This window comes from Fulvivirga sp. M361 (assembly GCF_007097395.1).
In the GTDB taxonomy this organism is placed as follows: domain Bacteria; phylum Bacteroidota; class Bacteroidia; order Cytophagales; family Cyclobacteriaceae; genus Fulvivirga.
The window spans coordinates 154,573-176,827 of the sequence record NZ_VKDC01000018.1 but is presented as its reverse complement, the minus strand read 5'-3'; the positions used below and the strand labels follow the sequence as shown (position 1 = coordinate 176,827).

The window sequence follows — 22,255 nt, the reverse complement described above, 5'->3', positions numbered from 1 at the left end:
TTTATTTAATTTCCGTTAATCTGTCTTCTATAAAACTAAACCCCCAGCCCGGTAGATCATGTGGTTGTGCATAACCATCCTTTATCACCATAGGGTTATCAATTAAAGGATCCACCCAATCAAAAGACTCGGCTCCTACCCCATTCTGGATCGTACATAGCAATGGCACGTCATAATCCTTGTAGTAATGCGGTAATACCGGAAGGTGAAAACTGTCCGCCAAAGCTGCACTTGCTCTCCAGGCCTCCACTCCTCCTATTCTCAATATATCAGGTTGCCAAATATCCAGTGCATTCCTTGACACCAATTCGCGAAGTGGTAAGGTGTCAAACTCTCTTTCTCCCATGGCGAGTGAAATGCCTGTTTGATTTTTCAATATTTCATAAGCCTGAAAGTCCTGGTGATCCACAGGTTCCTCGAACCAGTGGATGTTCAAATCTTTTGCGCCGTTGGATAACTTAATGGCTGATGGCAAATCCATACCCTGATTGGCATCCATCATGATGTCTACCGTATCTCCTACTGCTTCACGGACCTTTTTAAGACGTACTAAATCCGTACTGACTTTGGGCGATCCTACCTTGATCTTTACCGCTTTGAAGCCACGGTCAGCATATCCTGTTACCTCTTCGATCAATTCATCAATAGAGTAAGAAATCCATCCGCCACTACCGTAAATACTTACTTTCTCCCGGGCAACCCCCAGTAGTTTATGAACGGGTTGCCCCTGGGATTTTGCCCAGGCATCCCACATGGCAATGTTCACCGCTGCCTGTGACCATCGGAGTAAGCCCTGATTGCCAAAATACTCAAAAAGAGTTTCTAATTTCTGGTATATAAATCCTGTTTCGTAAGCTTTGTGCCCCTTTACTGCCGGGATAACATCCTTCAAGGCACCCATAATGGCATAAGGAGAATATTGGAATGACAAGAGGTAGGACTCACCTACCACCCCATTTTCCAGTTGAATTCTCATCACGATAAAGGAAATCTCCGTCAGGGTATGGGTTGAATCCGAAATGGGTTTCTTGAGCTCTGAAGATGCTTTGTATATTTTTACATCCCTTATGACCAGGTCATTCATATTGGTATTTTAACCATTTTATTGAATACAAATATTGTGTATTGAAATGAAGAATCGATACAGCATATTGCACATTTTGTACACTATATTGATTTTTCAATCTTATAAACTAAAATTTTAAGTTAATAATAGTCATTTTAGCAGAAGCTTTACAGAACTGGTAGAACATGAAAGCCCATCTTAGAGAGGTCACCACTTCACCTGACAATTCTTTTAAGGTCAAAGTTTTTGAAGATAAAGAATTCAAAGCCGAATGGCATTTTCATCCTCAATACGAACTGACCTACATGGTGAGAAGTACAGGCATTAGATATGTGGGAGATTCTATGCACCCTTTCAAGCGCGGTGACCTGGTCTTGGTCGGTAAAAACGTGCCACATTCGTGGAAAACCATAGATGCCAAAAGCGAGCATGTTAAATGTGTCATTATACAATGGGACGAAACGCTCCTTGAGGGCTGGCTGGACAAACCTGAATTGACTCCCATAAAAACTTTGTTACAAAAGTCATCTCAAGGGGTATTCTTTGATTACGAAACGTCCGTGTCCCTGGAGTCGTCATTTGTTTCCCTTATTGACCAGGCGCCTTTCGAAAGACTGATGACCTTATTGAACATTTTAAATACACTGGCTACCCGATCCAAAACAGAATTGTTGGCCGGCCCGGGTTTCGGCAAAGCCCTTTCTTCCAAAGAAAGTCATAGAGTTAATGTAATTAATAATTACATCAAAGATAATATTCATGACCAGCACTCTCTGGAAACACTTTCGGAGAGGTTATCCCTCAGCAAAGAGGCATTTTGCAGGTTCTTTAAAAAAACCTTTGACAAAACTTTTTCAAAGTATGTCAATGAATATAAAGTCACAACAGCGAGCAAAATGCTTATTGAAACAGACCTGTCGGTTTCCGAAATAGGGTATCGATCAGGTTTTAACAACCTGTCTTTTTTTCACAGGCAGTTTAACCTATACAAAGAAATGTCTCCTAAAAGTTATCGTCAGCAGTTTCAAGGGTTATGATGATTGCAATGTGTTTTCTTTATGTGCAGATTTTTATCCGTTTGACCAGCGCAGGGGCAGGAATAATAACCTCTTAATCCTACTATTGCCGCTAACTATATCCAGTGCATGTTGATTTGAATGCGGGCTAACATCTCATGTCGGATAAGAAACACTGCTATTTACACGTTGTTTGTTGCCCATCATTCCCTTTGTCATCTTCAACTCCAAAATGTTGTGTTGCTTAATTATTAGCACTTGATTATTTCGCGCCTACTATCGTTCGTAACCTATTCACAATAGCCTGGAGCATTCCATAAACCAGCTCGGAAGAAAAGCCTCCCAGCAAGGCGAAAAGTAATCGATTCATTTCTACGGACTGTCCGTCAAGGTTGCTCTGATTTAATACGATCATTTCAGACATGATCAGGCCACTAAGAATACCCATAATGAGCATAGCGTAGTAGTAGGTAATATCGTTTTTTACCAGGGTAGCCTCCTTGACTTCTTTGGTAAGTTTGGATAAAAGAAAGAACACGGTTCCTATGCCTGCTCCGGAGCAAAGAAAAACAAGGTTTTTTAATAAAGGTAATCCTGAGTTATTAAGAATACCTTTTGATAATATTTCGCTATTGACATCTTCTGATAACCCTATGCCTAATAATAATGTGACCGATAAAAGTGCTATGACGATAAAGTTTCGTGCCAACGGAATAGGGCTGAATAGATACGGTTTGGAATGGAGGTATTGTCTGAGGTATAAGATAGATTCCGGAGTAGAAGGTTTAATAAGTTCACACAATTGGCCATGGGCCAGCAGCAGCTCGCTTAGCTTATGACTGACAATTAACTGACAAACCTGTTCAGGGATCTTCTTCCCTTTACCAAGTACGTAAGTAGTGATGATGTCTACTTCTGAGCGAGTTGTAGTAAAAATGTCTTCTGAGTCTGAAGGCATATTCACGGGTTTCTGTGCAGTTTCTTCCAACGCATATTCATATTCGGACACGTCATCATTTTGCACTGTTGCTGCCGGATCTTCATATTCAGCATCGTTACCTTCTTCCACTGTCTCAGTGTCGTCTGTACTATCCTCCTGCGGAAAGTCCTCTACCGCATATACTCTTCTATGTTTTATTTTGTCCTGAATATTCATTTCTAAAACACTATTATATAGTTCAATTTATCTGAACAGAAATGATATCGAGCTCCCTTTTTAAGGAGCTCGATTAATGGATTAATTGATCTATTGATCATGGTTAAATTCACAAGGAAGACGCATAATTTTCCAGCATTCTTTCCCAGTTATCTGCATTATTTAGGCTTTTCGCCGTACAAAGTTTTTGACTACTTTTTCCATAGTCCCAATCTTCCGTACGCTTCACATCTTTCCAGTGTGTGGCTTCATGAATTAATGTTCCCCACCGGGAATCATAACCGGTCATTTTCAAGGATTGGAAATAGAACTTGGTAAGGGTCATTTTATGCGTCATGTCTTCTGCGTAAACAGAAGCCAGGTATGGCTCCTTTTTTTCATCAAGACCTATACTATCGTAATTGAAATTGTCGCGTTTCAGTGCGTCAATTGTAGCTGCGGTCTTCAGAAAAAAACCGGCATAGGCACTCTTGCGTTCCGGCGTTGGTCTAATACTTAGATACTTTGGTATTAAAGTATCAAATGAAGTACCTGCTGTCGTTATATTTTCTGCGGCAGATTTCAGAATTCCTGTAGCAATTCCTTTAGCTTCAACGACCATACGCCATTGCTCATTATTTAATACGGTACACATGATTAATTATTCATTCGTCGGATTTCATTCTCGGCCAGGTTGGCATTGCTAAGCTGTTCGAAGGCATAGTCTTCATTGTAGGCATCGTTAAAATCGTCATCTAAGGGCCTTACCAGGTGACCACGGGAGGGGTGTGGCTTACGAATAGTTCCATCTTCGTCGAGAAATTCATAGAGACGTATTCGTGATTCAGAATCAAATTTTCTCAATTTCTCTTCAAGATTTTTCTTATTCTTTTTTACAATATTCTCCCTCCTCTTACTTCTTATCGATTTTATAGCATTTTCTGCCTCTTCGTAGCTCAAATTATCACTTATTACCACCAATTCTCTCACTTCTCCCAGCTCCAGGGTTGCGTTAATTCTGACATGGTTTGGCTGGCGGTTCCTCAGCGGATGCCATCCAACGTTATCAGCATGAGGGTGCTCTTGTGTTAATCGGCCATTCTCGAAATATAATGTAGGGGGTTGGCCGCTACCCTGCGTATATCCAATATACTCTCCGGATTCTTCTTTAGTAAATCCCATAATACTATTTGATTAAATTTTTGCCTACTCTACGCAGTTTTCGGCTTCCCTGGTTCCTTAATTTTTATGTTTATCAAACCACACTTTTTATCAGATGATCATTGATCCTGAGGAATGATTCCGAGGGATCTCCTGCTTCAAAGGTGATTTGGATGTCTGCTTTAGCCTGGTCCTTGCCAAACTTGCCACCACTACCCCCCATATCAATGTCCAGCGAAGCTTGCATACCTTCCTTTTCCTTATTGCCATCGCTGATCTTTATCTTACCCAGGGCCACCTGAAAGCTTACTTTCATCTCCTTGATCTTAATGGCGGAAGGTGGCAGCAGGCTCATCAGCGGTACTCTGAGTGTTACCATGTTGTCAGGGTCATCGTCGGGGTCCAGTGAAGGCACCTGCATCTCCTGAATAATGGGCAAGCCGTCATCATCAAAGTATTTACTGATTTGATGAATGTGCTGCTCTTCGGTGAGTTCCTGCGCCCTGAGGACAGCATTGTGTATGGCCTGTAAAAGGTGATCGAATCGCTGTTGTGACATTGTTATGAAGTTTTAATGGTTATCATCCAACCAATGAGGCTTGCGTTCAAACCCTATATGGTAGGTTGTTTTTTGCATGTTCATTTGATGTTCACCCAACTGAAAAGTCGCGATGGTTAAATCCCTGCCTATGATCTTACCCCTTGGATAATCATTCAGACATCGGTTAAGCAAATCCATTTGCTTGTCATGTTCTTCTTCTGAGAATGTAATCTGTGGGTTGACAGACCCTATGGCAATCTTCTTTACAAACCGTACATGTTCGAGTGAAAACTGTTTTGGGGGCGACTTTAGTGGGTTACTATTCATTATTCTTTGTCTTTCTCTATGGGTTTGTTTTCAGCATCCAGTAGTACCGGCTTCTCTTTGATCTTACCGTTTTCATCTCTGCCGATCTCACCGTTCTCGTCAGGTTTGTACTGTTCTACTCTTCTTGGGGCCACCGCCTGGTTCATCATGTCCAGTACCCGGGACAGGCCTTCCGGTAATCCGAAATTGGCAGCGTTGATCTCGACATGATATTTGGCAGAACTGTCACTGGAGCGGGTGTTCTCACTACTGGAAGAAACTGACCCGGAAATGCTGACGGAACCTGAAACCGGTCCAAAGCCAAAGGTGGCGCTGGCTTCAAGGCTTGCCTCTTTGCTGGATGAATCTTTGGAAGAGGTAGAACTTTTCACCTCCATGTCAAACGTAACGTCTACATTATTTACCTGGAGGTTAGGTATAGGAACAATGGCGAGGATCGGAACTTTGAGTTTCACAAGGTCAATGGCAGGATTACCATCTGCATCGGTTCCCGGTTTTTCAAAAGAGAAGTCTACCATCCTCGGGGCTCCGGGGAGAATATTGCCCTCTGCATCTCTCTCCGGCAGAAAACCGACATCTTTAATAAATGAAGAAGTAGCCTGGGCCATCAAAATGTTGGCATCGCATGCGGCTTTGAGTGGCCCCCCTATAAGACTTTCCATAGGCAGACCTTTAAATTGATTTGCAATTTCCATATTACTTATTGTTTATATTTACTGGGTTAAAAATCCTTCTCTTCTAAAAGAGTGTATGTAAATGAGTTGCCGTATAGCTGTACTGCTTTCCGGCATAGGTTCATAAAGAAGTTAAAGTCATGGACACGCTTAAACACCTGGCATCCTGCTGACCATTTTTCCACCCTCTCCGATTCGGAACTGGCATTACTTCTATGAATGTTGATCCCGAAGATGCCCGTATAAATGGTTCCGTTCATGTCAAGGACATCATCGTTGTTTTTGTCCCGCCAGACTTTCATGTCAGCCTTTTGGCACAGCGCATCGTATCGGCCCTGGTGTTTTCTTATCTCGTGTGATCCTCTGTATTGCCCGGGCACCAGGATAGCGGTACCATTGACGTTGGTAGGATTTTGAAGCCAGTAATTACCAGGATCGGTAGTGACAGGAAACTCATGTAGCTGTGTTTCCAGCGCATCGTTTCGAAAGATAAGATAAAGCCAATCGTCAAAACTATTGGCTACTTGTTCGTTGCTGCGTATCCCAATAATATTTAGGTTATAAGGCTTGTGAGCATCGAAAAACTTATATCCTTTTTGTTTCAGGACATCTGTAATTTGTTCAAGACTGAATTTCATAATGATTTTTTTATTGATATTTCAAACCTGACAAGTTCCCATTAAGGGTCACACTTACCAGGCGGCTGATGGATCAAACTTGCTAAGGGTCAGAAGGAAAGAAAAAACAGATGAGCGGTTGAGGTAAATACTTGTGTGTGTATATATAATTATTGAGTAAATGATTTTAAAAAAGAAGAATAATCCGGTACGTTATTGACTTTTATTCCATGAAAAAATGTGATAACATTATCAACACAATCGTTCTTGATTGTTTGCATTTTTTAACCCAAACCAATATTTATTATGTCCTCCTTCATCGTCACTGACTCGTCAACGTCCACCAACTCTATACACTTTGATATTCCTACAGGCGACCTTCTTTCGTTTTTAAAAAACCTGAATATGGGGCGGGGAACAAAAAGCAGGCCTCTGCCCATCGAGAATTTTGTTGAAGTATTCAATCATGATGGAAAACCAATTACAGGAGTGCCTAGCCTGAAAACGGACTACCTGGAGTTAGAATGCTCACATGAGGGAAAAGATATTATCACTCTATCGCATTGCATGTTGGATATAGTTGGTGATATACCCATTGAAGGCGTATTTGACACTCATAATGATACTCGAGAGACAAGAAAGAACATAGGTGAGATCACAGTAGCACCTGATGATTTTCTGTTCATTAAAAGTTTCGAAAATAAATGTGGCATTAAAATAAAGCCCCGCCTAAAGGATGTTTTTTTGAATTACAGAGTGGTTTTTTCAATACTTTTTTCCGAAGAGTCTGAGGGAAACCTATCTTCTGAGATTAATATGCCTTATTACTGTATTTTAGACCCTTTTGTAAAAGTAAGTTCAGGGAATTAGAATCCGCAATAGCCATGACCCATTGGTTTTTATCAATGTGCTTTAAACCTTTAGTGATCAGTAGCATGTTATTCTTCCAGGATGTTAAAACCACTGATAGTTTAATAAAACAGCTTGATGAAAAGGACCTTACTACAATAGAAATAGCGCAGCTTAAACGTCGCATAGCTTTCTATCATACCGACTATGTAACAGGGCTTAACTATGCCACGCAATCACTTGATTTGTCGGAGACTATTGGCAACAAGGTTTTGCAGGCAGAAGCATGGGAAGAAATAGGTCATATTCAACGAAGATTAGGGAATACAACCGCTTCGTTTGAAGCAGCTTTAAAGGCATTGGAAATTTTTGAATCACTCAACCTGAAAGAAAAGCAAGTCGCTGTTTATAATCAAATTATTCAGAATTATGTCGTTGATCAAAACTTTGAGGAAGCTATAAAGTATCTTAAGACGGCGATAGACATATATAGAAACATACCTGATTCATTGAGGTTTGCATTGACCATGATAAACCTGGGTGAGGTGTATCGCATGGGGGGACAACCGGACAGTGCTTTATCCTCTTTTGAAATGGCATTGTCTATGAACCATTCATTAAAAAGTGAGGTAGTGAGGGGATATTCGATCGGTAATATGGGCATGGTCTATTCTTCGAAAGGTCAGATGGTACTGGCAAAAAAAAACTTAACGAGTCAATTGATATCATTACACCGCTTCAGGACCCTTATTCTTTATCCGTATATCTTGCCGAACTGGGTCACATTTATAAAGTAGAAGAGGAATGGAAGCTGGCGGAAGACAAAATAACACAAGCGCTGAATATTGCTATTCAAGCCGGACTTAAAGAGCAAATTCGAGATATCAGCGCCTTTGCCGTTAGCTTATACGAACAAATCAACCAATTTTCTCTTGCACTGAAGTACCAGAAGCTTTATCAGGTCTATCAGGATAGTCTGGTTAACAAATCCAATCTTCAAAAAATAGAACAGATAAAGGCCAGCTATGAAATTGCCAAACGTGAGTCTAAAATAACACTGCTCAACAAAGTAAATGAGCAGCAGCAAGACATCAACATGGTACTGGTTCTTGGAACGATTTTATTGATCGGGCTGATGGTATTGATTTATTATGGAAATAGAAAATTGAAAAAATCGAACATAATTTTAATTGATCAGAAAGTGGCTATTGCCAGGAGAGAAAAAGAAAAGGCACTTTTACTTAAAGAACTCAACCATCGTGTAAAGAACAACTTGCAACTGGTTTCAAGTTTACTCTCATTGCAAGGTAGGCAGCCGGCTCATAAGAAGGTGAAGGAGGCCTTGATGAAAAGCAGGTCCCGGGTGGAGGCACTGTCCCTGGTACATGCTATGCTTTACCGGCAAGGAGCGGATACTAAGGTAGACCTTAGCGTTTACATAAAAGAGTTAGCGCTGAACCTGTGTCATTACCATAAAGTGAAGCTGAAACTCAGCTTCAATATGGACAGTATATCTATGAACATTGACAAAGCGGTTTCTTTGTCTTTGATCGTAAATGAGTTAATTAGTAATGCGCTGAAGTATGCATATCCGGATATTTCTAACCCAAGGCTAACCATTGCCCTGAAAGAAATCGATCAACAATTAATAATTGATGTAATCGACAATGGAATCGGTTTTAAAGACCATAATTCCAAAGGTTCTTTCGGCCTTTATCTCATCAAGTCACTGACAAAGCAGTTAGGTGGGTCCTTTGAAAAGGTGGCCTCTCCGGGCACACACTGGAAAGTAATTTTAAGATATAGAAAGTTTGTTAATTGAAATGGAAAATGACGGATAAGGCTTTAAATGCGAAAATTCTGGTGGTTGAAGATGAAGTATTACTCGCCAAAGATATTTCGCTCAGACTTGAGGAGATGAACTACGAAGTGGTGTCCATGGTGCATGATGCCGAAAGCGCACTCAACGCAATTGAAAAACACTCTCATATAGATGTTGTTTTGTTGGATATTGTTTTAAACGGTGACCTGGATGGTATAGAACTAGCACAGATTGTTAAAGAAAACTATGCTATACCTTGCATATTCCTCACGTCTTATTCGTATAAAGACTTCATTGTACGGGCTAATGACGTAAGGCCGGGAGCGTACATTCTTAAACCTTTTAACGACCGTCAAATTAGTGTAGCTATTGAAATGACGCTGATTGGTAATCCAAAAAATGATGACAGTGAGCAACAAGTGCCTGGAAACAGTTTGACTCTCGAACCCCCTATTCCTCAAATAAAAGACAGCTTATTCCTGAAGAAGGATCATCATTTTCTCCGTGTGCCGCTGAGTGAAATACTATACCTTGAGGCCGATAGTAATTATACAAATATCTTCACGATCTCAGAGAGGTATGTTTACTCCACTGTGCTGAAAAAGATAGAGGTTCAACTGCCCAGAAGTCAATTTTTACGGGTTCACAGAAGCTATATAGTCAATATTCAGTCAATCCGTGGCTATCAGGGAAATATGGTGTTCGTAGGTGATGAAAAGATCCCGGTGAGCTCAGCTAATAGAGAAGTCGTTTTTAAACTGTTTAAAACACTCTAGGCAAATTAGAGCTTGTTTTAGTATACAAAAACATGTCAGCCTGAATCAGAGCCGAAAACGCTTGATGAAATGCTCTGAAGTTATCAAAGGTTAAAATCCAATGTAATTTTAAAGCTATTCGCCTTATCATCCAGTGGGATACCTTCCAGGTCTAAGTCAAGGGCTTGTTCGTGATGGTCCCATTTTACGGACGTGCCGCTGCTCAGATGTGTGATAGAAATAACATCCTCTTTCCTTAACTTAAAAGAAGCGTTGAGGGATGGGATGCTCAATTTATCGCCCGGGTTACCTAAACAGGTGGCATACAGAAAATCCCCTTTGGTAGTAAACCGGATATCTTTGTTTGAATAGGCAATACCGGCGAAATGATTGTTGTGATGAAAAGAATAGTTACCCAGGGGGACTTCATTGGGTCCTTCGCCATAGATGAACCAGGGAGAAGTGCCGTAGATGGCCTCTCCGTTTTGTCTGAGCCAATCACCTAATTCAGTAAGGGTAGCTACCACCTGTTGCGGGAATGTACCATCAGCCCTGGGCGGGATGTTGAGCAGAAAGATCCCGTTTTTACTGACCACATCCACGATCATATCTACCAGTTCATCCGCCGACCGAAGCGGTATACCCTCTCTGTAAAACCACCCATGCGTTTCCCAGTCGGGGGGCACGCTCATATCCATGTCAGTCATCCATGGGTCGTAGGCGGTTTCGCTGAGAATACCATTTTCAAGGTCCCGCATACCCACACCCGGAGGGATGTCGTTGGATTTGTAAACAAACTCCACTTCTTTACCCCTTTCAATGGCCCGGTTGAAGAAGTGCGTGATAAAAGCGCGTTGGTATTTTTCCGGAAAGACCGGCCTGTCGGCTTCAGCCTGCCCCACATACCTGGTGCGAACCAGGGTCTTGTGATGATTAGCCCCTTTCGTTCCTCCAAAGCTCGCATCCACCCAAAAAATGTCAGGATCATATTTTTCTACCCCTTCCTTGGCAAAGTCTATCCAATCCTGCTTTTCTATGGAGTGGTAGGATACCAAAAATTTCATACCTTTTTTTCTAACGGCTTTCGATACTTCACCTACAATATCAATTTTCGGCCCCATAGCAGAAGAGTTGTATTCGGAGAGGTCACTATCCCAATGTTTAAAGTCACTTCCATGCCAACCGATCACGCCACCAAACTTTGCTCCGGCAGTTTCAAACAATGCCGCCCAGTGATCTGCATCAAACTTCTCTCCCTTAAACAGCGCTATTCGTTCATCTACAGACAGGTCGGCATACTCAGGGATATATTCCAGTGTCTGAATACCCCAGTGGCAGTAGATGCCAAATTTGGCATCGATCAACCATTGCGGTGTTTGATGCTGCCTTAAGGAGGTCCAGGTGTTATCAAATGGCTTAAGCGGTGATGCTTCTTCTTCCTTTTCGGGTGAGGTGCAACTGATGACCAGGGGGATCAATGTGCCCAATAGTAGTTGTTTTAAAATTTTGATTTTCATTGGGTTAATTATTATATATTAAATTATTAATTTAATTAATAGGTCATTGAAGTACTACATCACACAAGTTACCCTCCCATACATATATCAAATTGTTCCTTTCAACATACTTTGTTTAGGCATGTGAAAATATAACTGTCAGCCCGGATCGTAATCGCACTTGGTTGAGTAAGCAGATCATACTCCAAATATGACTAGAATCGAATTACCGGTCAGGGGGTAAAACGGAGATAAAAGCAGGGGGAAAATGAAACATGAAAGCCCAATGACGATGGATGTGTGATGACACGTGTTACCGGAGATTTTAACAAGCCGGACTAGCTCATTATTCAAATTGATGCTGCCAGCAACATTACTTAACTCAAGTAAACTATTAAAAAGCAGGACGCTACTTTACGGTGCCTCCTTTTAACCCGGGTTTACTCCCCTATTAAATTCAGTTAAACCAAACCGCATAGCGCTTCCTTCTCAACTCCAGCGCCAGCTGTTCCTCCATCTTCAGGGCTTCTGCCCGGGTGGCCATGGGCTCAATATGATTGTAGAGATTAGGACGAAGGTACATGCCATATTTCTGAACAATATTAGAGGACAGTTTATGACCTTTCTTGTTCCTGTACCCTCTTTTGTGTTGTTCGAATCGTTCCTTAGGTGTTTTGCTGGTCATCCCAACGTACAAACATTCCAGTACACCGTTGAACTGTGGATTGGCAGTTCGAAACCGGGTGTTTTCTGTAAATACCTTTTTGGATAATTCGATAACGTATACCCGATAGATCAATCTCATTGGACATTTACCCTGATCCCCTGCGAATGACTACTAAACTCAGGAGCATACATGCACTGAATAGTGGTGACCCCGTTCGAAAAATCCCCCTTTTGAGACGCTCGTAAGTCATATTCAAATACGTAAGTTCCCTTTGATAAGTAGCCCATGAAGAAGTTCGTGGCAAGATCCCCGGGGCTCTCATAGTAATGCAACCCATCCTGATACTTGTATGTTGATAGCGTGGATACGGGTTCAAAACCGGCAGCACGCATATCCTTGAGGTGTACATACTCCATGTCCCTGTCTACCCGCAGTTCAACCCTTAACTTGACAAGATCTCCAATCTTGAAAGACGATTGATCATTGACAGGAGTGATGACTGGTCCCCTATCCGTATTCTTCTGAACAAAGAGATCTTTCTTAATTTTTAAAGGCGTCTCGGCAGGCGATATTTTGTCCAGTTGTTCGAAGTATTGCCAGTAAACAGCTCCCCAGGCGACTCCGTCATCTTTCTTAGTCACTTTGATGTTGCCCATCTCTCCGGTAATAGCTCCAGCTTGCCAGGCGGTTTTGAAGTAGCCTGTACCTGCTTCCACCCTGGTGTCTTCACGTTTGGAAGGATCAATCACTTCATTGCCGACGGTCACTTCGACCAGCTCAGTACCAGCCAGCGCATCGGTTCCTTTAAGAAGCAACGCATAGCAGGCCTCTGCTGTCGCTTTAGTTGTTTTCCAATCCTGGGTTTGTTTTTGTTTGAGCAACCACACTTTCAGGTCTTCTACAGATTTAATGTCCTCAGCTACTTCTTCGTACACCTCTATCATAAGGGCTTGGGTCTCTATGGGTGCCTGGTACCAGTAGTATCCTCTTTCGTTTTTCCAGTACATCCCCATCTCTTCCGAATGCAAGGCACGCTCGCTAAATGATTCGATCATATCAGCAGCTACTGTCTTTTCACCAAATCGATGGAGGGCTAAGCAGGCCATTGCTTGTATAGACAGTGTATTTTTTGTCCAGTACTTCTTTGCTTGTCCTAAGAAGTAATCAAAAGCCTTTTTATCACGCTCAGATACTTCCACATCCATAAAGAAACTCCGCATATACAAGTATTGAAACTGAAGCTGGGAAATATGTCTGTCACTCATTTTTATCGTTCCTTTCTTCTCCAGTCGCAATAATCTATCGTGATCCGCCTTGATTTTGGTGTCTAAAAACCCAATGCCATTGACCACCACAGTCCGGGTACGATCATCCTCCCTGACGGATTTTACACCCAAATGATCCAGATGCCCCATACCCGTTACAATGTGCTGGGTCATGTATCGATCTTCCGGCATACCAGGAAACCAACTGAACCCACCATTAGAAGTCTGAGCTTTGCGAAGCTTTTCCAGTGACTTCTCCTGCTGTTGCGACATCTTATTCAGATCAAAGAGCAATCCTACGTTTCGTTTTCTTTGACTTTCATCTTTGGCATGCAATACCCAGGGGGTCTCTTCCAGAAGTGCAGATTTCAATTCCTGGTTCTTCTCTAAATTCGATAGTAAAGCATCGGGCTGGATGTTTTTCCAGGTATCAAATACCTTTTTAATCTTCGGGTTAGCATTTGAAATATGAGTTGCAATGCTGTTGGCATAAAACTTACTAAACGTTTGCTCCACGCACTCATAAGGATATTCCATCAAGTAGGGCAATGCTTGAATGGCATACCATGCCGGGTTGGAAGTGAATTCCAAGGTATACCGATGATGGCGCAGTGTTGTCGACTTATTCTTTAGGAGTTTTTCGAATCGAAATTCTTTCGTTTGGTTGCCACGAATCGGCAAAGGCAAACTCTCGGTCACAAGCATCCTATTGGTCACTACGGGTAGGGTCATCTCCTCGCCATCCGAGAAGTCCCCGGCCCTGGCTACGATTCGATAACTGATGGCCTGCAGCCCCTCAGGGATTTCGATATCCCATTCCATACTGGTGCTCTGACTTGGCTTCAAACTAAAAGACCGGCTCCTGGTTTGGTTCTTCATGAGATTATCCACTGACTTCATCGTCAATGCATCAAAGAACTCCAATTGGGCAGTTCCTGATAGCTCTTTGTCCACCAAACTGCTGATTTTGGCGGAAAACTTCATCTTGTCATTTTCCCTGAAAAATCTTGGTTGGTTAGGCACGACCATGAGCTCTTTTTGGGTTACCAGCTGGTTATAAGCATAGCCTGACTTCAGATCTTTGGTATGGGCAAAGCCTAGCATCTTCCAGGTGGTTAATGCCTCGGGAATAGTGAATTTGACGATAATCTCCCCTTTTTCATTGGTTTGTAAATGGGGGTAAAAGAAAGCGGTCTCATTGAAGTTGGTTCTTACTTTTACTTCCGAAAAATCCTCAGCTTCTCCCGGTTCTTCAGCGACATTAGGAGCAGAGGCGTTTTCTTCAACAGAAATATTGTCCATTTCTGCTTCTATATCTTCTGCAACTATCTCAAATGCGACTTCTTCCATAGGCGCTTCTGCACTCATCGATTTCATCATCATTCTATCACGCCTACCACCAAATCGATAGTAGTTATAATCGAACCAGTTGAAGTAGGGATAAGAAGGCGAATTGTATCCCTTTGAATTATAATAATTCCACCCATCGGTATATCCTATTGCATGTTCTGTGGTAAAGCCATTGGTGCTGTGCCAGGATAGCTGTCCATATTGCGAATCATAGAAGTAGGCGGAAAAACTGTAGGCGCTAAACTCATCCAACGACTGATCATAGAGCGTAGCAACCATTTCAGCCACGATCTTGTCGGCATTTTTTCCTTTCACCACAATCTTCCATTGCTCCTCTTCGCCCGGTTTCAGCTTGTCGCGAAACGTCTCAAAAGACACGTCCAGTTGCTTGTTGGTATGAGGCACATAAACCGTCACTTGCCGTGTGTACATTCTGTTGTCCTTCACAAAAGCATATTGCGCAGTGACATTTCCCCGATAAGCTTCTTTAATTGGGACTTCGATCTTTACTTTTTCATTTTTCAGCGACAACCACTTCTTTTCTACGATACGTCCATCGTGTTCTAATTCATACAATAATTTCACATCAGGCTCAGAAGTTCCCACATAGAAAGATGCCGTTTCTCCGGGTTCCGCGGTCAGTTTTTCTTCCTGAAAATACTGAATGGCAGGAACGGAAAGCTCCTTTGCTGAGTTAGCCAATACTTCAAAATAAGACACCTCTTTTACTACTTGCTCATTCTTATCTTTGGATTGAATTTCAAGGATATAAATACCACTATTCCAGGATTTTAAACCTCCTATTTTAAAGCTCTTTTCCTCCCCTGTATCGAAATTAGTGGCAAACACTTCTTCCCCTTTTTCCCATTTGTATTGATTGCTTTCATCTTTATACTGGTCATGAGGAAAGTGATCATAATATTGCTGCCGCGAATAAATGGTACGGTCAGCCTGTGGCCACAATCTTTTTCTGAAGGCCCGGTCAGGCATTTCCAAACGAGAGATTTTAATACTTCCTTTTGCCGCTAAAAATACGCCCGACTGATTAGTAGTGCGAATAGCAAATTGCCTGTCCGAAGACAAAGTATCCTTATCTATGGTACCCATGCTAACCCCCACCCTCAAGGATTTGTAACCGGCTGCCATATATGTTGATGAACTGTGGGTTTCTCCATTGATGTCCGTTACATCAGCGTAGATGGTATAACTAAACGTTGGATCAGAATTTGGGTCTACGGACAAATCTGGCAGCGCCTCAAAGGCAATCTTGAATTTACCATTTTCATCTGACTGGGTTTCACCGCTTGTTATCTCCATTTCAGGAGAAGTTGGATAATATCCCCAACGACACCACCACCAAAATGGAAAATTGGCCTGACGAACTACTCTATAGTTGACATTCGCCCCATCTATCTGCGCACCGGAGTAGGCAGTGGCGTACCCTTCCACGTTGATTTCATCGTTCAGCTGGAATGCTCCTGTTACGGGGTTGAATCCCACATAAAACTTAGGCCTTTTATATTCTTCCACATGAAAATAAGTGCTTCCGCTTCCATCTGTGTTGCTGAGTTGCATCCGTCCTGTCAGGCCACCAGAAGGAGCCGTAAAGCTGCCGCTGAACGTTCCGAACTCATTCGTTTTGACCTCCAAATTCTCCTTAGGCTGATAATTAACATCTATCAGCTGGATAGTGGTCGAATAATTTGGTTTGATCGTAGGGTTTTTCTTGTCCGGATGGATGACTAAACCTTTGAAATAAACCGTTTGTCCGGGTCGATAAATAGCCCTGTCTAAAAAGAAAAAGGTCTGTGCGGGCTGCTCATAATGCTCTTGTTTGTATTGACTAAGCATACCTCCCCCATGACGGTAGCTATCTATAGGCTCGGTACTGTTAAAATCACCCTTTTTCCTAAACTCAACATAGAAACTCCTTCTTTCACTGTTTTTGATATAGCCCACCCTGGCATAACCGTCTTTATCGCTTGTGAAATTACCTATGTGGATCGTTTCATATTTCCGTTTTTTATAATTGTATTCGTTGGATATAACTTTCAATGTGACCTCCTTCACAGGCTTTCCGGAGGTTCTGTCCAATACATAAAACTCCGTCTCGCCATCAGGTGTATTTCTATGCATATAGCTGATATCCGTTACAATCGTAAACGCATACGCCATACCATTTTTGGAAGGGACAAAATCTTTATCATGGCTAAATAGTACCATGTACTCCCCCACCGGAAGTTCATCTAACTTTACTTCTACACCGTGCATCTGGAAATCTCCATCATCTGTCAATTCAAAACTGCCGTTCTGGACAGGGAAGACTGACGAAAATTGTTTTATAAATTCTTTCTCGCGATCTACATCATAATTTTCATTCAACTTTTCTCTTAATGCTCGGATAGCCTTCCTGTCTACTTTGATGATGCGATAGTGTAACTGGTCGAGGTTCTGGTATTTAACCAGGGCTCTAAACGGTACGCCCGGCACATTCTGTTCTTCCATGGTCACTTGAAGGTTTTTATACTTAAGTTCCTGCTGGAAGTTGAAACAGGCTTTGGCGCCATCAGAGTCAGGAAACCGAGTTCTGGCTTCTTCACATAGCTCCATAGCACGTTTCAAGTCCCACTTATGATCGTCAGAAATCAAAGGCTTGTATAAGTGGGCCGTTTCCTGATACGTTTTCGCGAGTTCCAGTATGACCTTCGCTATGATGGGATGATCTATCACGCGCTGTCGCAATGTTTCCAGGGCTTTTCGATAGTGTTCAATGGCATTGGGAAGCGTTAGATTACTTTTCACAAACTGTAACCTCGCCAGATCCAACTCCACCAGGGCAGAAGGGTTCTCATCCTGTAAATGAAATTGAGTCAGGTCCTGGTAAATCGTCAGAGCATAAAACTTCATGGATAATTCATCCTTCGTTTCCAGTTTCAACCTGGAGAAGCTTTCAGCATCCGTTAGGTATTCCTCCTTGTTCAAGGTAAAAGCGTAAGCAGGTTTGATCAGTCCCGGCTCTTCTGAAGAGAAAAAACCAACCGCTCTATGGGCCAGGAAATCATATAAGGTAGGACGATAGCTAAGACCCAATTCATTTCCGCTCCTATAAATGATTTCAAAATCAGTGATATCTTCTTTTTTGCTTTGTTCAGAAGAAGCCAGGCTCAAATTATATTGCTTCAACGTCTCCTTTACGATCTTAGCCAAACTCCAGGTTTCAATATCGGAGTCATCAAAATCAGTGGTTTCACTACGATTTAGAAAGGTATATCTGTTATTTTGATAATACTGCCAGTACATTTCGCCTAGCATGGAGTGCAGGATAGGCTTGGCTGGAAAAGAAGCCTGATCTGCTTCGGATTTTAGTCTATTAAGATTTTTAATAAAAGCATTTTCCTCTTTGTAATCTACAAACTTGAGTTGGTGAACCACTGCTTTAATTAGTTGGCCTGTGTTTTTTTCAGCCCTGGCAGCAGCATATATTTCATCAACAAGTTTCAAAGCGGATTCAGGAAGTTGTTTGTTGCTCAACTGTGTGACTTCTTTCCAGGCTTTATCGTAATCAAATGTGGGCATAGGTTCCGAATTGTTTTGGATAAAAAGTATTGGACTGATGAATAACACCAATATATATAGCACTTTACTCATAGTTAGTAGGGTTGGATGCTTTGTATAAAATTCAAACGCATTGTTCTGATGATTTCTATCGTTAAGATGCAGTCATTCATCGGATTCCATAAATGAAAAAGAGAATATTTTTTTACCAGCCTATTCCCTTAGCTACTTAATGGACAAAGGTCCTAAAAGTCACTAAAGTCAACCCGGTTTAAAGGAATAATTCGATGCTCCCTGTCTGGTGAGTAAATGTTTTATGGATCATTCACTTATTGATGAATCAGTTGGGCATAATCAAATTCACAATTACTTTGCGCTTTTCCCAAGTCCAATGGTAAATCCAAAAGACAGTCCAAAGAAACTTAGATCAATGGTTCCTATTGTCTGGCCATCTGGTAATTCAATATCCGCTTTTGGAGTGAAATTGTATTCTAACCCAATGATTAACTTATCGAATTCAATCCCTCCCCGTACTAAGAGCCCTACTTGATTACTGACGCTTCCTTTAATTTCATCTTCGGAAGCATTCGCTTTGTCTAGCTGAGTAACTTCTATGTAGGTACCCAATAAATAGTACCCTACGCCTAAACCTAAGTAAGGACGAAAAAAATGCTTATTCAAAAAGATATTTTCATTCAGGTAATGGTCAAAGGTTGGTACAAACGAAATGATCCCGTTACCTGACTTTTCATTGATGATATATTCAAAATCGGCATTATTTCCAGTGGTTTGCGTATCAATTGTACTGACACTTTTTGTTCCTGAATAGCCAACAACTCCAACTCTCAATCCGATGACGGAATTTTTTGTAGCTCTTACTTTGGGCTCCACATTAAGGAATAACCCTGGTTTTTCGAGATCAAACCCGGCTTCTATTTTTAGTTTTATATTGCCCTGTTCCTGAGCATTTAAATTGAACAACCGGAACAACAGTGTTACAAGTAGTAATATCTTTCTGAGCACGGTACTTTTATGGTATAACGATTTCAGCTAAAATATCTTATAAACATTTAATTATCTTATGGTTAAGTATGGATCTTAGGCTTGCTTTTTTATCTCCAAACCGGAGCTTCAAACGAGCCTGACTTACTGTCCGATCAAAAGTAGCAGGTCCAAGTTACTGTATAGAGATCCTATGCTTCTGAAAGAACTGAGTCTGTTCTGGTTTGAATCATTGGACGATACAAATCTTCATTTATTCTTCGTCTCCATATTTATAACCTTTCACTGTAATCTTAACTGTGTAGACATCAGAAAAGAATCTATCATGATCATTAGGGTTGGCAGGTTTTAAAATATATTATTTTGCAAACTTAAATTCGAGCTGCCCAATTAGAATAAAAAACCTGTCGAATGGAGTTTCCGATTAAAAGAGTTGCCACCGGCTTATTGTCTTAATTTGACAAGGTCATAGCCTATGATTATTCCATGAAATGGTTGATTCTGGAACACCCAAGACTCACTTCCATCACCATGTGCTCTTTCCCAACCATATGCATATCCAACATCCCATTTCTGAATTCCTAAATTCAAGTAAAACCCTTTCTGAGTTGTAAGCGCTTTTCTTGAGAAATTGTAGACTGGAGCTCGAGTCGTCTTGTTGTTTATATCAGTAGTGCCAAACCCAAAAAAACCTCCTATTGTAAGATCAAATGTAATTTTTTTACCATCTGGCTGATATTGGTTTCTAGTAATTGTATACCCCATAGCAAGGGCTGGACTGAATGAAGATGACCATGTGGAAGGGAATGTATCACGAACTGCCTGAGATAGTCGTTCATCAGGATTAAATCTATTTTTAAAAGTAATGTTTACTGCCTGCAGTGATAGATTCAAGCTAGTATAACCCTTTGCGCTTGACGAAAAATCCTTGTCTGGTAGGTAGTAGCTTCCAGGTGATAATGCAGATCTGAAAGGATCCGTTACCTTGCCAGTCAAAGTAGTGCTACTAACAGATGAAGTCGAAATGGTTGAGCCTGGACGGGGCGAAATAATAACTCCCTTACCTGCCACTTCAGTAATATTAACGTTTACACCATCTGTGACCCTTAAAGTCTCGATTCGATCGTTCCCACCAACAGCGCTAATTTGGTAGATAATCTGACCTCTATGGATTCGATTCGCACAGCTTGACCATAGTAAAACGGCAATAAATATTAAAACTATACTTTCGGTTCCTCTCATGAGTTAGAATTCATATTAGGGCTATTATTTAAAAATGCCGTTAGTTCAGATGAAGAAAAATCTATTGATTTTACTCCTTCAGACCAGAAGCGTTTTATTACCTTATCGTAATAGATATCATGATCACTTTGAAGCATAGCTGCAGATGCAACAAACTGACTCATTCTGTTTTGAGAATATTGAACAAGATCGGAATCATTATTGTCTAAAAACACCTCTATGACTGCACTCGCATTAAGTTGGTTAAATATTCGGTAAGCAATAACTTTCATTTATTCTTTTTTCTGGTAAGGTATCCAGATCTTCTTGAGAAGAAAATACCCAACCTTGGGTATTTTTCATCACTAGAAATGAGGGTTGAGTTAGAAATTAATCGCTACTAATCTCCTTTGCCAGCCTGATTTTGTAAAAAACTAAAGCCGTCAAAGTTCAAGCGATTGAAGTCATTTAGACGAGGTGCTCAATTGCAATAATAAGTGGAAAGGGTGGTTGTTTAAAGGAAGAAAAACGAAGTATTAATACTTCATTATTTTTCTTGCAGTTCTTTTTCAGCTAAGATCAGAGAGTCGAATAAAAAATTCAGATCGCATCATCAAATCCGTACAGAAATTGTACAATACCTGCTCGACGAACTGAATACTAACTTTTTATGGTAAAGCTTCTAAATCGTATATGAGGCATGTGGTTCTTTAACCACATAACGGATTAATATAGCCAGATAATAGATTTCTTGAATTGGAAATTACTGAATCCCTTTGAAATACCGTATTAATTAATCACTCATTTATGATCGGCTATTGCTAAGGATTATCATTTGTTTATAGCAGCAACCTATGCCTTTCTAAATAACACTGATTGCCTTCCCTTAACCCGACGATCTTCTCCTCTCCCGTTACCTTGATTTTATCATAGGAATATTTTTTGAGTTCCTTGCTCAACATAATTTTACCCGTCTCATCAAATGAGATTAGTTTTTTATCGAAAAGAGCATCATAAGTTGGAGACAATAAGATGCCGTTATCAACATCCAGTCTTTGAGCATGAGTAGATTCCTTCCAGGGCAGGATGTGAGAAGCTATTAGCACCTTGGGATTATTGAAGGCCGTGACCGCACATTTATATTTCCATCGGTGAAGGATACTTTTACGATAGGCGCCTTGCCCTACTCGTGATGTTACAAGGCCTTTTCTTTCTGTTTTGTTGGGAAGCCTGATTCCGTAAGGTTCATTTTCCTCATGGGCGAGGCTAAAGTTCAATTCATCTGGTATCTCATACAATCTTGTGGCTTCACGCTTAAAAAAGAATTTAATACCCATACGCACTTTCCCATTTGTATCATGAGTTTCAAAGTAATCGCAATCCAAAAAACCAAGTTCATTGATATACTCTACAGTGCCTTTTGCGATGTATTCGAATAGGAAAACTCGTTTACCATTTATTAAGTGATCTCTTAGCGCAAGGTTACCTTTTGTAAATTGCATATCTCCCACTTGCCCCTCCCCTGTATATGAAAAGATATCTTCATTCAACCATTCATCTTTATAGCCATACTGATTTCCGCTAGCTCCGGTAAAAATAAAAATGTAAGGGTTTGTTGCTGAAGGACAAATACCACTTTGCCGATTGCCACCATATCGGTCGTGAATTTCACTTCGTTTATACACTTGTCCCTCAACAAACATATTGAGAGTAAATTACACAATTTATCTTATGGA

General features: G+C 41.1%; 20 protein-coding genes. 5 read left to right on the top strand and 15 right to left on the bottom strand.

The window, feature by feature from the left end:
• Nucleotide 1 precedes the first annotated feature (1 nt).
• A complete protein-coding gene (locus FNH22_RS19040; RefSeq protein WP_143400016.1) occupies nt 2-1,084 on the bottom strand; it encodes a mandelate racemase/muconate lactonizing enzyme family protein in 1,083 nt (360 codons plus the stop codon).
• A 167-nt stretch (nt 1,085-1,251) separates the two neighbouring features.
• Here FNH22_RS19040 and FNH22_RS19035 point away from each other — a divergent pair, with 167 nt between their 5' ends.
• Complete coding sequence (locus FNH22_RS19035; RefSeq protein ID WP_143400015.1) at nt 1,252-2,103, top strand: AraC family transcriptional regulator; 852 nt, start codon at nt 1,252-1,254, stop codon at nt 2,101-2,103.
• Between the two features lie 241 nt (nt 2,104-2,344).
• On the opposite strand, the gene FNH22_RS19030 is transcribed toward FNH22_RS19035, so the two are convergent.
• The 7 genes from FNH22_RS19030 to FNH22_RS19000 form a co-directional block, all read right to left on the bottom strand.
• Nucleotides 2,345-3,238, bottom strand: a complete 894-nt coding sequence (locus FNH22_RS19030; protein ID WP_143400014.1) for a hypothetical protein — start codon at nt 3,236-3,238, stop codon at nt 2,345-2,347.
• A gap of 109 nt (nt 3,239-3,347) precedes the next feature.
• On the bottom strand, nt 3,348-3,872 hold the full coding sequence (locus FNH22_RS19025; RefSeq protein WP_143400013.1) for a M35 family metallo-endopeptidase: 525 nt from the start codon (nt 3,870-3,872) through the stop codon (nt 3,348-3,350).
• A gap of 2 nt (nt 3,873-3,874) precedes the next feature.
• Nucleotides 3,875-4,399 carry a hypothetical protein gene (locus tag FNH22_RS19020; protein WP_143400012.1) on the bottom strand — a complete coding sequence of 175 codons (525 nt, stop codon included), beginning with the start codon at nt 4,397-4,399 and terminating at the stop codon, nt 3,875-3,877.
• Nucleotides 4,400-4,472: 73 nt separating this feature from the next.
• Nucleotides 4,473-4,937, bottom strand: coding sequence for a DUF2589 domain-containing protein (locus FNH22_RS19015; RefSeq protein ID WP_143400011.1), 465 nt, complete (start codon nt 4,935-4,937; stop codon nt 4,473-4,475).
• A gap of 12 nt (nt 4,938-4,949) precedes the next feature.
• Complete coding sequence (locus FNH22_RS19010; RefSeq protein WP_143400010.1) at nt 4,950-5,246, bottom strand: hypothetical protein; 297 nt, start codon at nt 5,244-5,246, stop codon at nt 4,950-4,952.
• Entirely contained in the window at nt 5,246-5,941 is a 696-nt protein-coding gene (locus FNH22_RS19005; RefSeq protein ID WP_221420307.1) for a DUF2589 domain-containing protein, read from the bottom strand. Before FNH22_RS19005 ends, FNH22_RS19010 begins: the two co-directional genes overlap by 1 nt.
• Nucleotides 5,942-5,967: 26 nt before the next feature.
• Complete coding sequence (locus FNH22_RS19000; RefSeq protein WP_143400009.1) at nt 5,968-6,558, bottom strand: hypothetical protein; 591 nt, start codon at nt 6,556-6,558, stop codon at nt 5,968-5,970.
• Between the two features lie 285 nt (nt 6,559-6,843).
• Between FNH22_RS19000 and FNH22_RS18995 the strand changes: the two genes are divergently transcribed.
• The 4 genes from FNH22_RS18995 to FNH22_RS18980 all read left to right on the top strand — a co-directional run bounded on the left by FNH22_RS18995 (nt 6,844) and on the right by FNH22_RS18980 (nt 9,984).
• Nucleotides 6,844-7,407: a hypothetical protein gene (locus FNH22_RS18995; RefSeq protein WP_143400008.1), complete on the top strand. Its 564-nt coding sequence runs from the start codon at nt 6,844-6,846 to the stop codon at nt 7,405-7,407.
• 53 nt (nt 7,408-7,460) lie between these two features.
• Nucleotides 7,461-8,183: a tetratricopeptide repeat protein gene (locus FNH22_RS18990; RefSeq protein WP_185154301.1), complete on the top strand. Its 723-nt coding sequence runs from the start codon at nt 7,461-7,463 to the stop codon at nt 8,181-8,183.
• 299 nt (nt 8,184-8,482) lie between these two features.
• On the top strand, nt 8,483-9,208 hold the full coding sequence (locus tag FNH22_RS18985; RefSeq protein ID WP_143400006.1) for a sensor histidine kinase: 726 nt from the start codon (nt 8,483-8,485) through the stop codon (nt 9,206-9,208).
• 8 nt (nt 9,209-9,216) lie between these two features.
• A complete protein-coding gene (locus tag FNH22_RS18980) occupies nt 9,217-9,984 on the top strand; it encodes a LytTR family DNA-binding domain-containing protein (RefSeq protein WP_143400005.1) in 768 nt (255 codons plus the stop codon).
• An 83-nt stretch (nt 9,985-10,067) separates the two neighbouring features.
• On the opposite strand, the gene FNH22_RS18975 is transcribed toward FNH22_RS18980, so the two are convergent.
• The 7 genes from FNH22_RS18975 to FNH22_RS18945 all read right to left on the bottom strand — a co-directional run bounded on the left by FNH22_RS18975 (nt 10,068) and on the right by FNH22_RS18945 (nt 22,222).
• The gene (locus FNH22_RS18975) at nt 10,068-11,480 is read right to left on the bottom strand and encodes an alpha-L-fucosidase (protein ID WP_143400004.1); all 1,413 of its coding nucleotides are present in this window, start codon (nt 11,478-11,480) and stop codon (nt 10,068-10,070) included.
• 436 nt (nt 11,481-11,916) lie between these two features.
• Complete coding sequence (locus tag FNH22_RS18970; protein ID WP_143400003.1) at nt 11,917-12,264, bottom strand: GIY-YIG nuclease family protein; 348 nt, start codon at nt 12,262-12,264, stop codon at nt 11,917-11,919.
• The gene (locus tag FNH22_RS18965; RefSeq protein ID WP_143400002.1) at nt 12,261-18,389 is read right to left on the bottom strand and encodes an alpha-2-macroglobulin; all 6,129 of its coding nucleotides are present in this window, start codon (nt 18,387-18,389) and stop codon (nt 12,261-12,263) included. The genes FNH22_RS18970 and FNH22_RS18965 overlap by 4 nt, the downstream gene beginning before the upstream one ends.
• Before the next feature lie 273 nt (nt 18,390-18,662).
• Nucleotides 18,663-19,319, bottom strand: coding sequence for a hypothetical protein (locus tag FNH22_RS18960; RefSeq protein ID WP_143400001.1), 657 nt, complete (start codon nt 19,317-19,319; stop codon nt 18,663-18,665).
• Nucleotides 19,320-19,742: 423 nt separating this feature from the next.
• Entirely contained in the window at nt 19,743-20,540 is a 798-nt protein-coding gene (locus FNH22_RS18955) for a hypothetical protein (RefSeq protein ID WP_143400000.1), read from the bottom strand.
• The gene (locus tag FNH22_RS18950; protein ID WP_143399999.1) at nt 20,537-20,812 is read right to left on the bottom strand and encodes a hypothetical protein; all 276 of its coding nucleotides are present in this window, start codon (nt 20,810-20,812) and stop codon (nt 20,537-20,539) included. The genes FNH22_RS18955 and FNH22_RS18950 overlap by 4 nt, the downstream gene beginning before the upstream one ends.
• Before the next feature lie 546 nt (nt 20,813-21,358).
• A complete protein-coding gene (locus FNH22_RS18945; RefSeq protein WP_143399998.1) occupies nt 21,359-22,222 on the bottom strand; it encodes an HNH endonuclease in 864 nt (287 codons plus the stop codon).
• Nucleotides 22,223-22,255: the final 33 nt, after the last annotated feature.

Excerpts from the sequence above, each read along its gene's own strand:
- FNH22_RS19040 (WP_143400016.1), bottom strand. The coding sequence starts at position 1,084 with ATGAATGACCTGGTCATAAGGGATGTAAAAATATACAAAGCATCTTCA.
- FNH22_RS19035 (WP_143400015.1), top strand. The coding sequence starts at position 1,252 with ATGAAAGCCCATCTTAGAGAGGTCACCACTTCACCTGACAATTCTTTT.
- FNH22_RS19030 (WP_143400014.1), bottom strand. The coding sequence starts at position 3,238 with ATGAATATTCAGGACAAAATAAAACATAGAAGAGTATATGCGGTAGAG.
- FNH22_RS19025 (WP_143400013.1), bottom strand. The coding sequence starts at position 3,872 with ATGTGTACCGTATTAAATAATGAGCAATGGCGTATGGTCGTTGAAGCT.
- FNH22_RS19020 (WP_143400012.1), bottom strand. The coding sequence starts at position 4,399 with ATGGGATTTACTAAAGAAGAATCCGGAGAGTATATTGGATATACGCAG.
- FNH22_RS19015 (WP_143400011.1), bottom strand. The coding sequence starts at position 4,937 with ATGTCACAACAGCGATTCGATCACCTTTTACAGGCCATACACAATGCT.
- FNH22_RS19010 (WP_143400010.1), bottom strand. The coding sequence starts at position 5,246 with ATGAATAGTAACCCACTAAAGTCGCCCCCAAAACAGTTTTCACTCGAA.
- FNH22_RS19005 (WP_221420307.1), bottom strand. The coding sequence starts at position 5,941 with ATGGAAATTGCAAATCAATTTAAAGGTCTGCCTATGGAAAGTCTTATA.
- FNH22_RS19000 (WP_143400009.1), bottom strand. The coding sequence starts at position 6,558 with ATGAAATTCAGTCTTGAACAAATTACAGATGTCCTGAAACAAAAAGGA.
- FNH22_RS18995 (WP_143400008.1), top strand. The coding sequence starts at position 6,844 with ATGTCCTCCTTCATCGTCACTGACTCGTCAACGTCCACCAACTCTATA.
- FNH22_RS18985 (WP_143400006.1), top strand. The coding sequence starts at position 8,483 with ATGGTACTGGTTCTTGGAACGATTTTATTGATCGGGCTGATGGTATTG.
- FNH22_RS18980 (WP_143400005.1), top strand. The coding sequence starts at position 9,217 with ATGACGGATAAGGCTTTAAATGCGAAAATTCTGGTGGTTGAAGATGAA.
- FNH22_RS18975 (WP_143400004.1), bottom strand. The coding sequence starts at position 11,480 with ATGAAAATCAAAATTTTAAAACAACTACTATTGGGCACATTGATCCCC.
- FNH22_RS18970 (WP_143400003.1), bottom strand. The coding sequence starts at position 12,264 with ATGAGATTGATCTATCGGGTATACGTTATCGAATTATCCAAAAAGGTA.
- FNH22_RS18965 (WP_143400002.1), bottom strand. The coding sequence starts at position 18,389 with ATGAGTAAAGTGCTATATATATTGGTGTTATTCATCAGTCCAATACTT.
- FNH22_RS18955 (WP_143400000.1), bottom strand. The coding sequence starts at position 20,540 with ATGAGAGGAACCGAAAGTATAGTTTTAATATTTATTGCCGTTTTACTA.
- FNH22_RS18950 (WP_143399999.1), bottom strand. The coding sequence starts at position 20,812 with ATGAAAGTTATTGCTTACCGAATATTTAACCAACTTAATGCGAGTGCA.
- FNH22_RS18945 (WP_143399998.1), bottom strand. The coding sequence starts at position 22,222 with ATGTTTGTTGAGGGACAAGTGTATAAACGAAGTGAAATTCACGACCGA.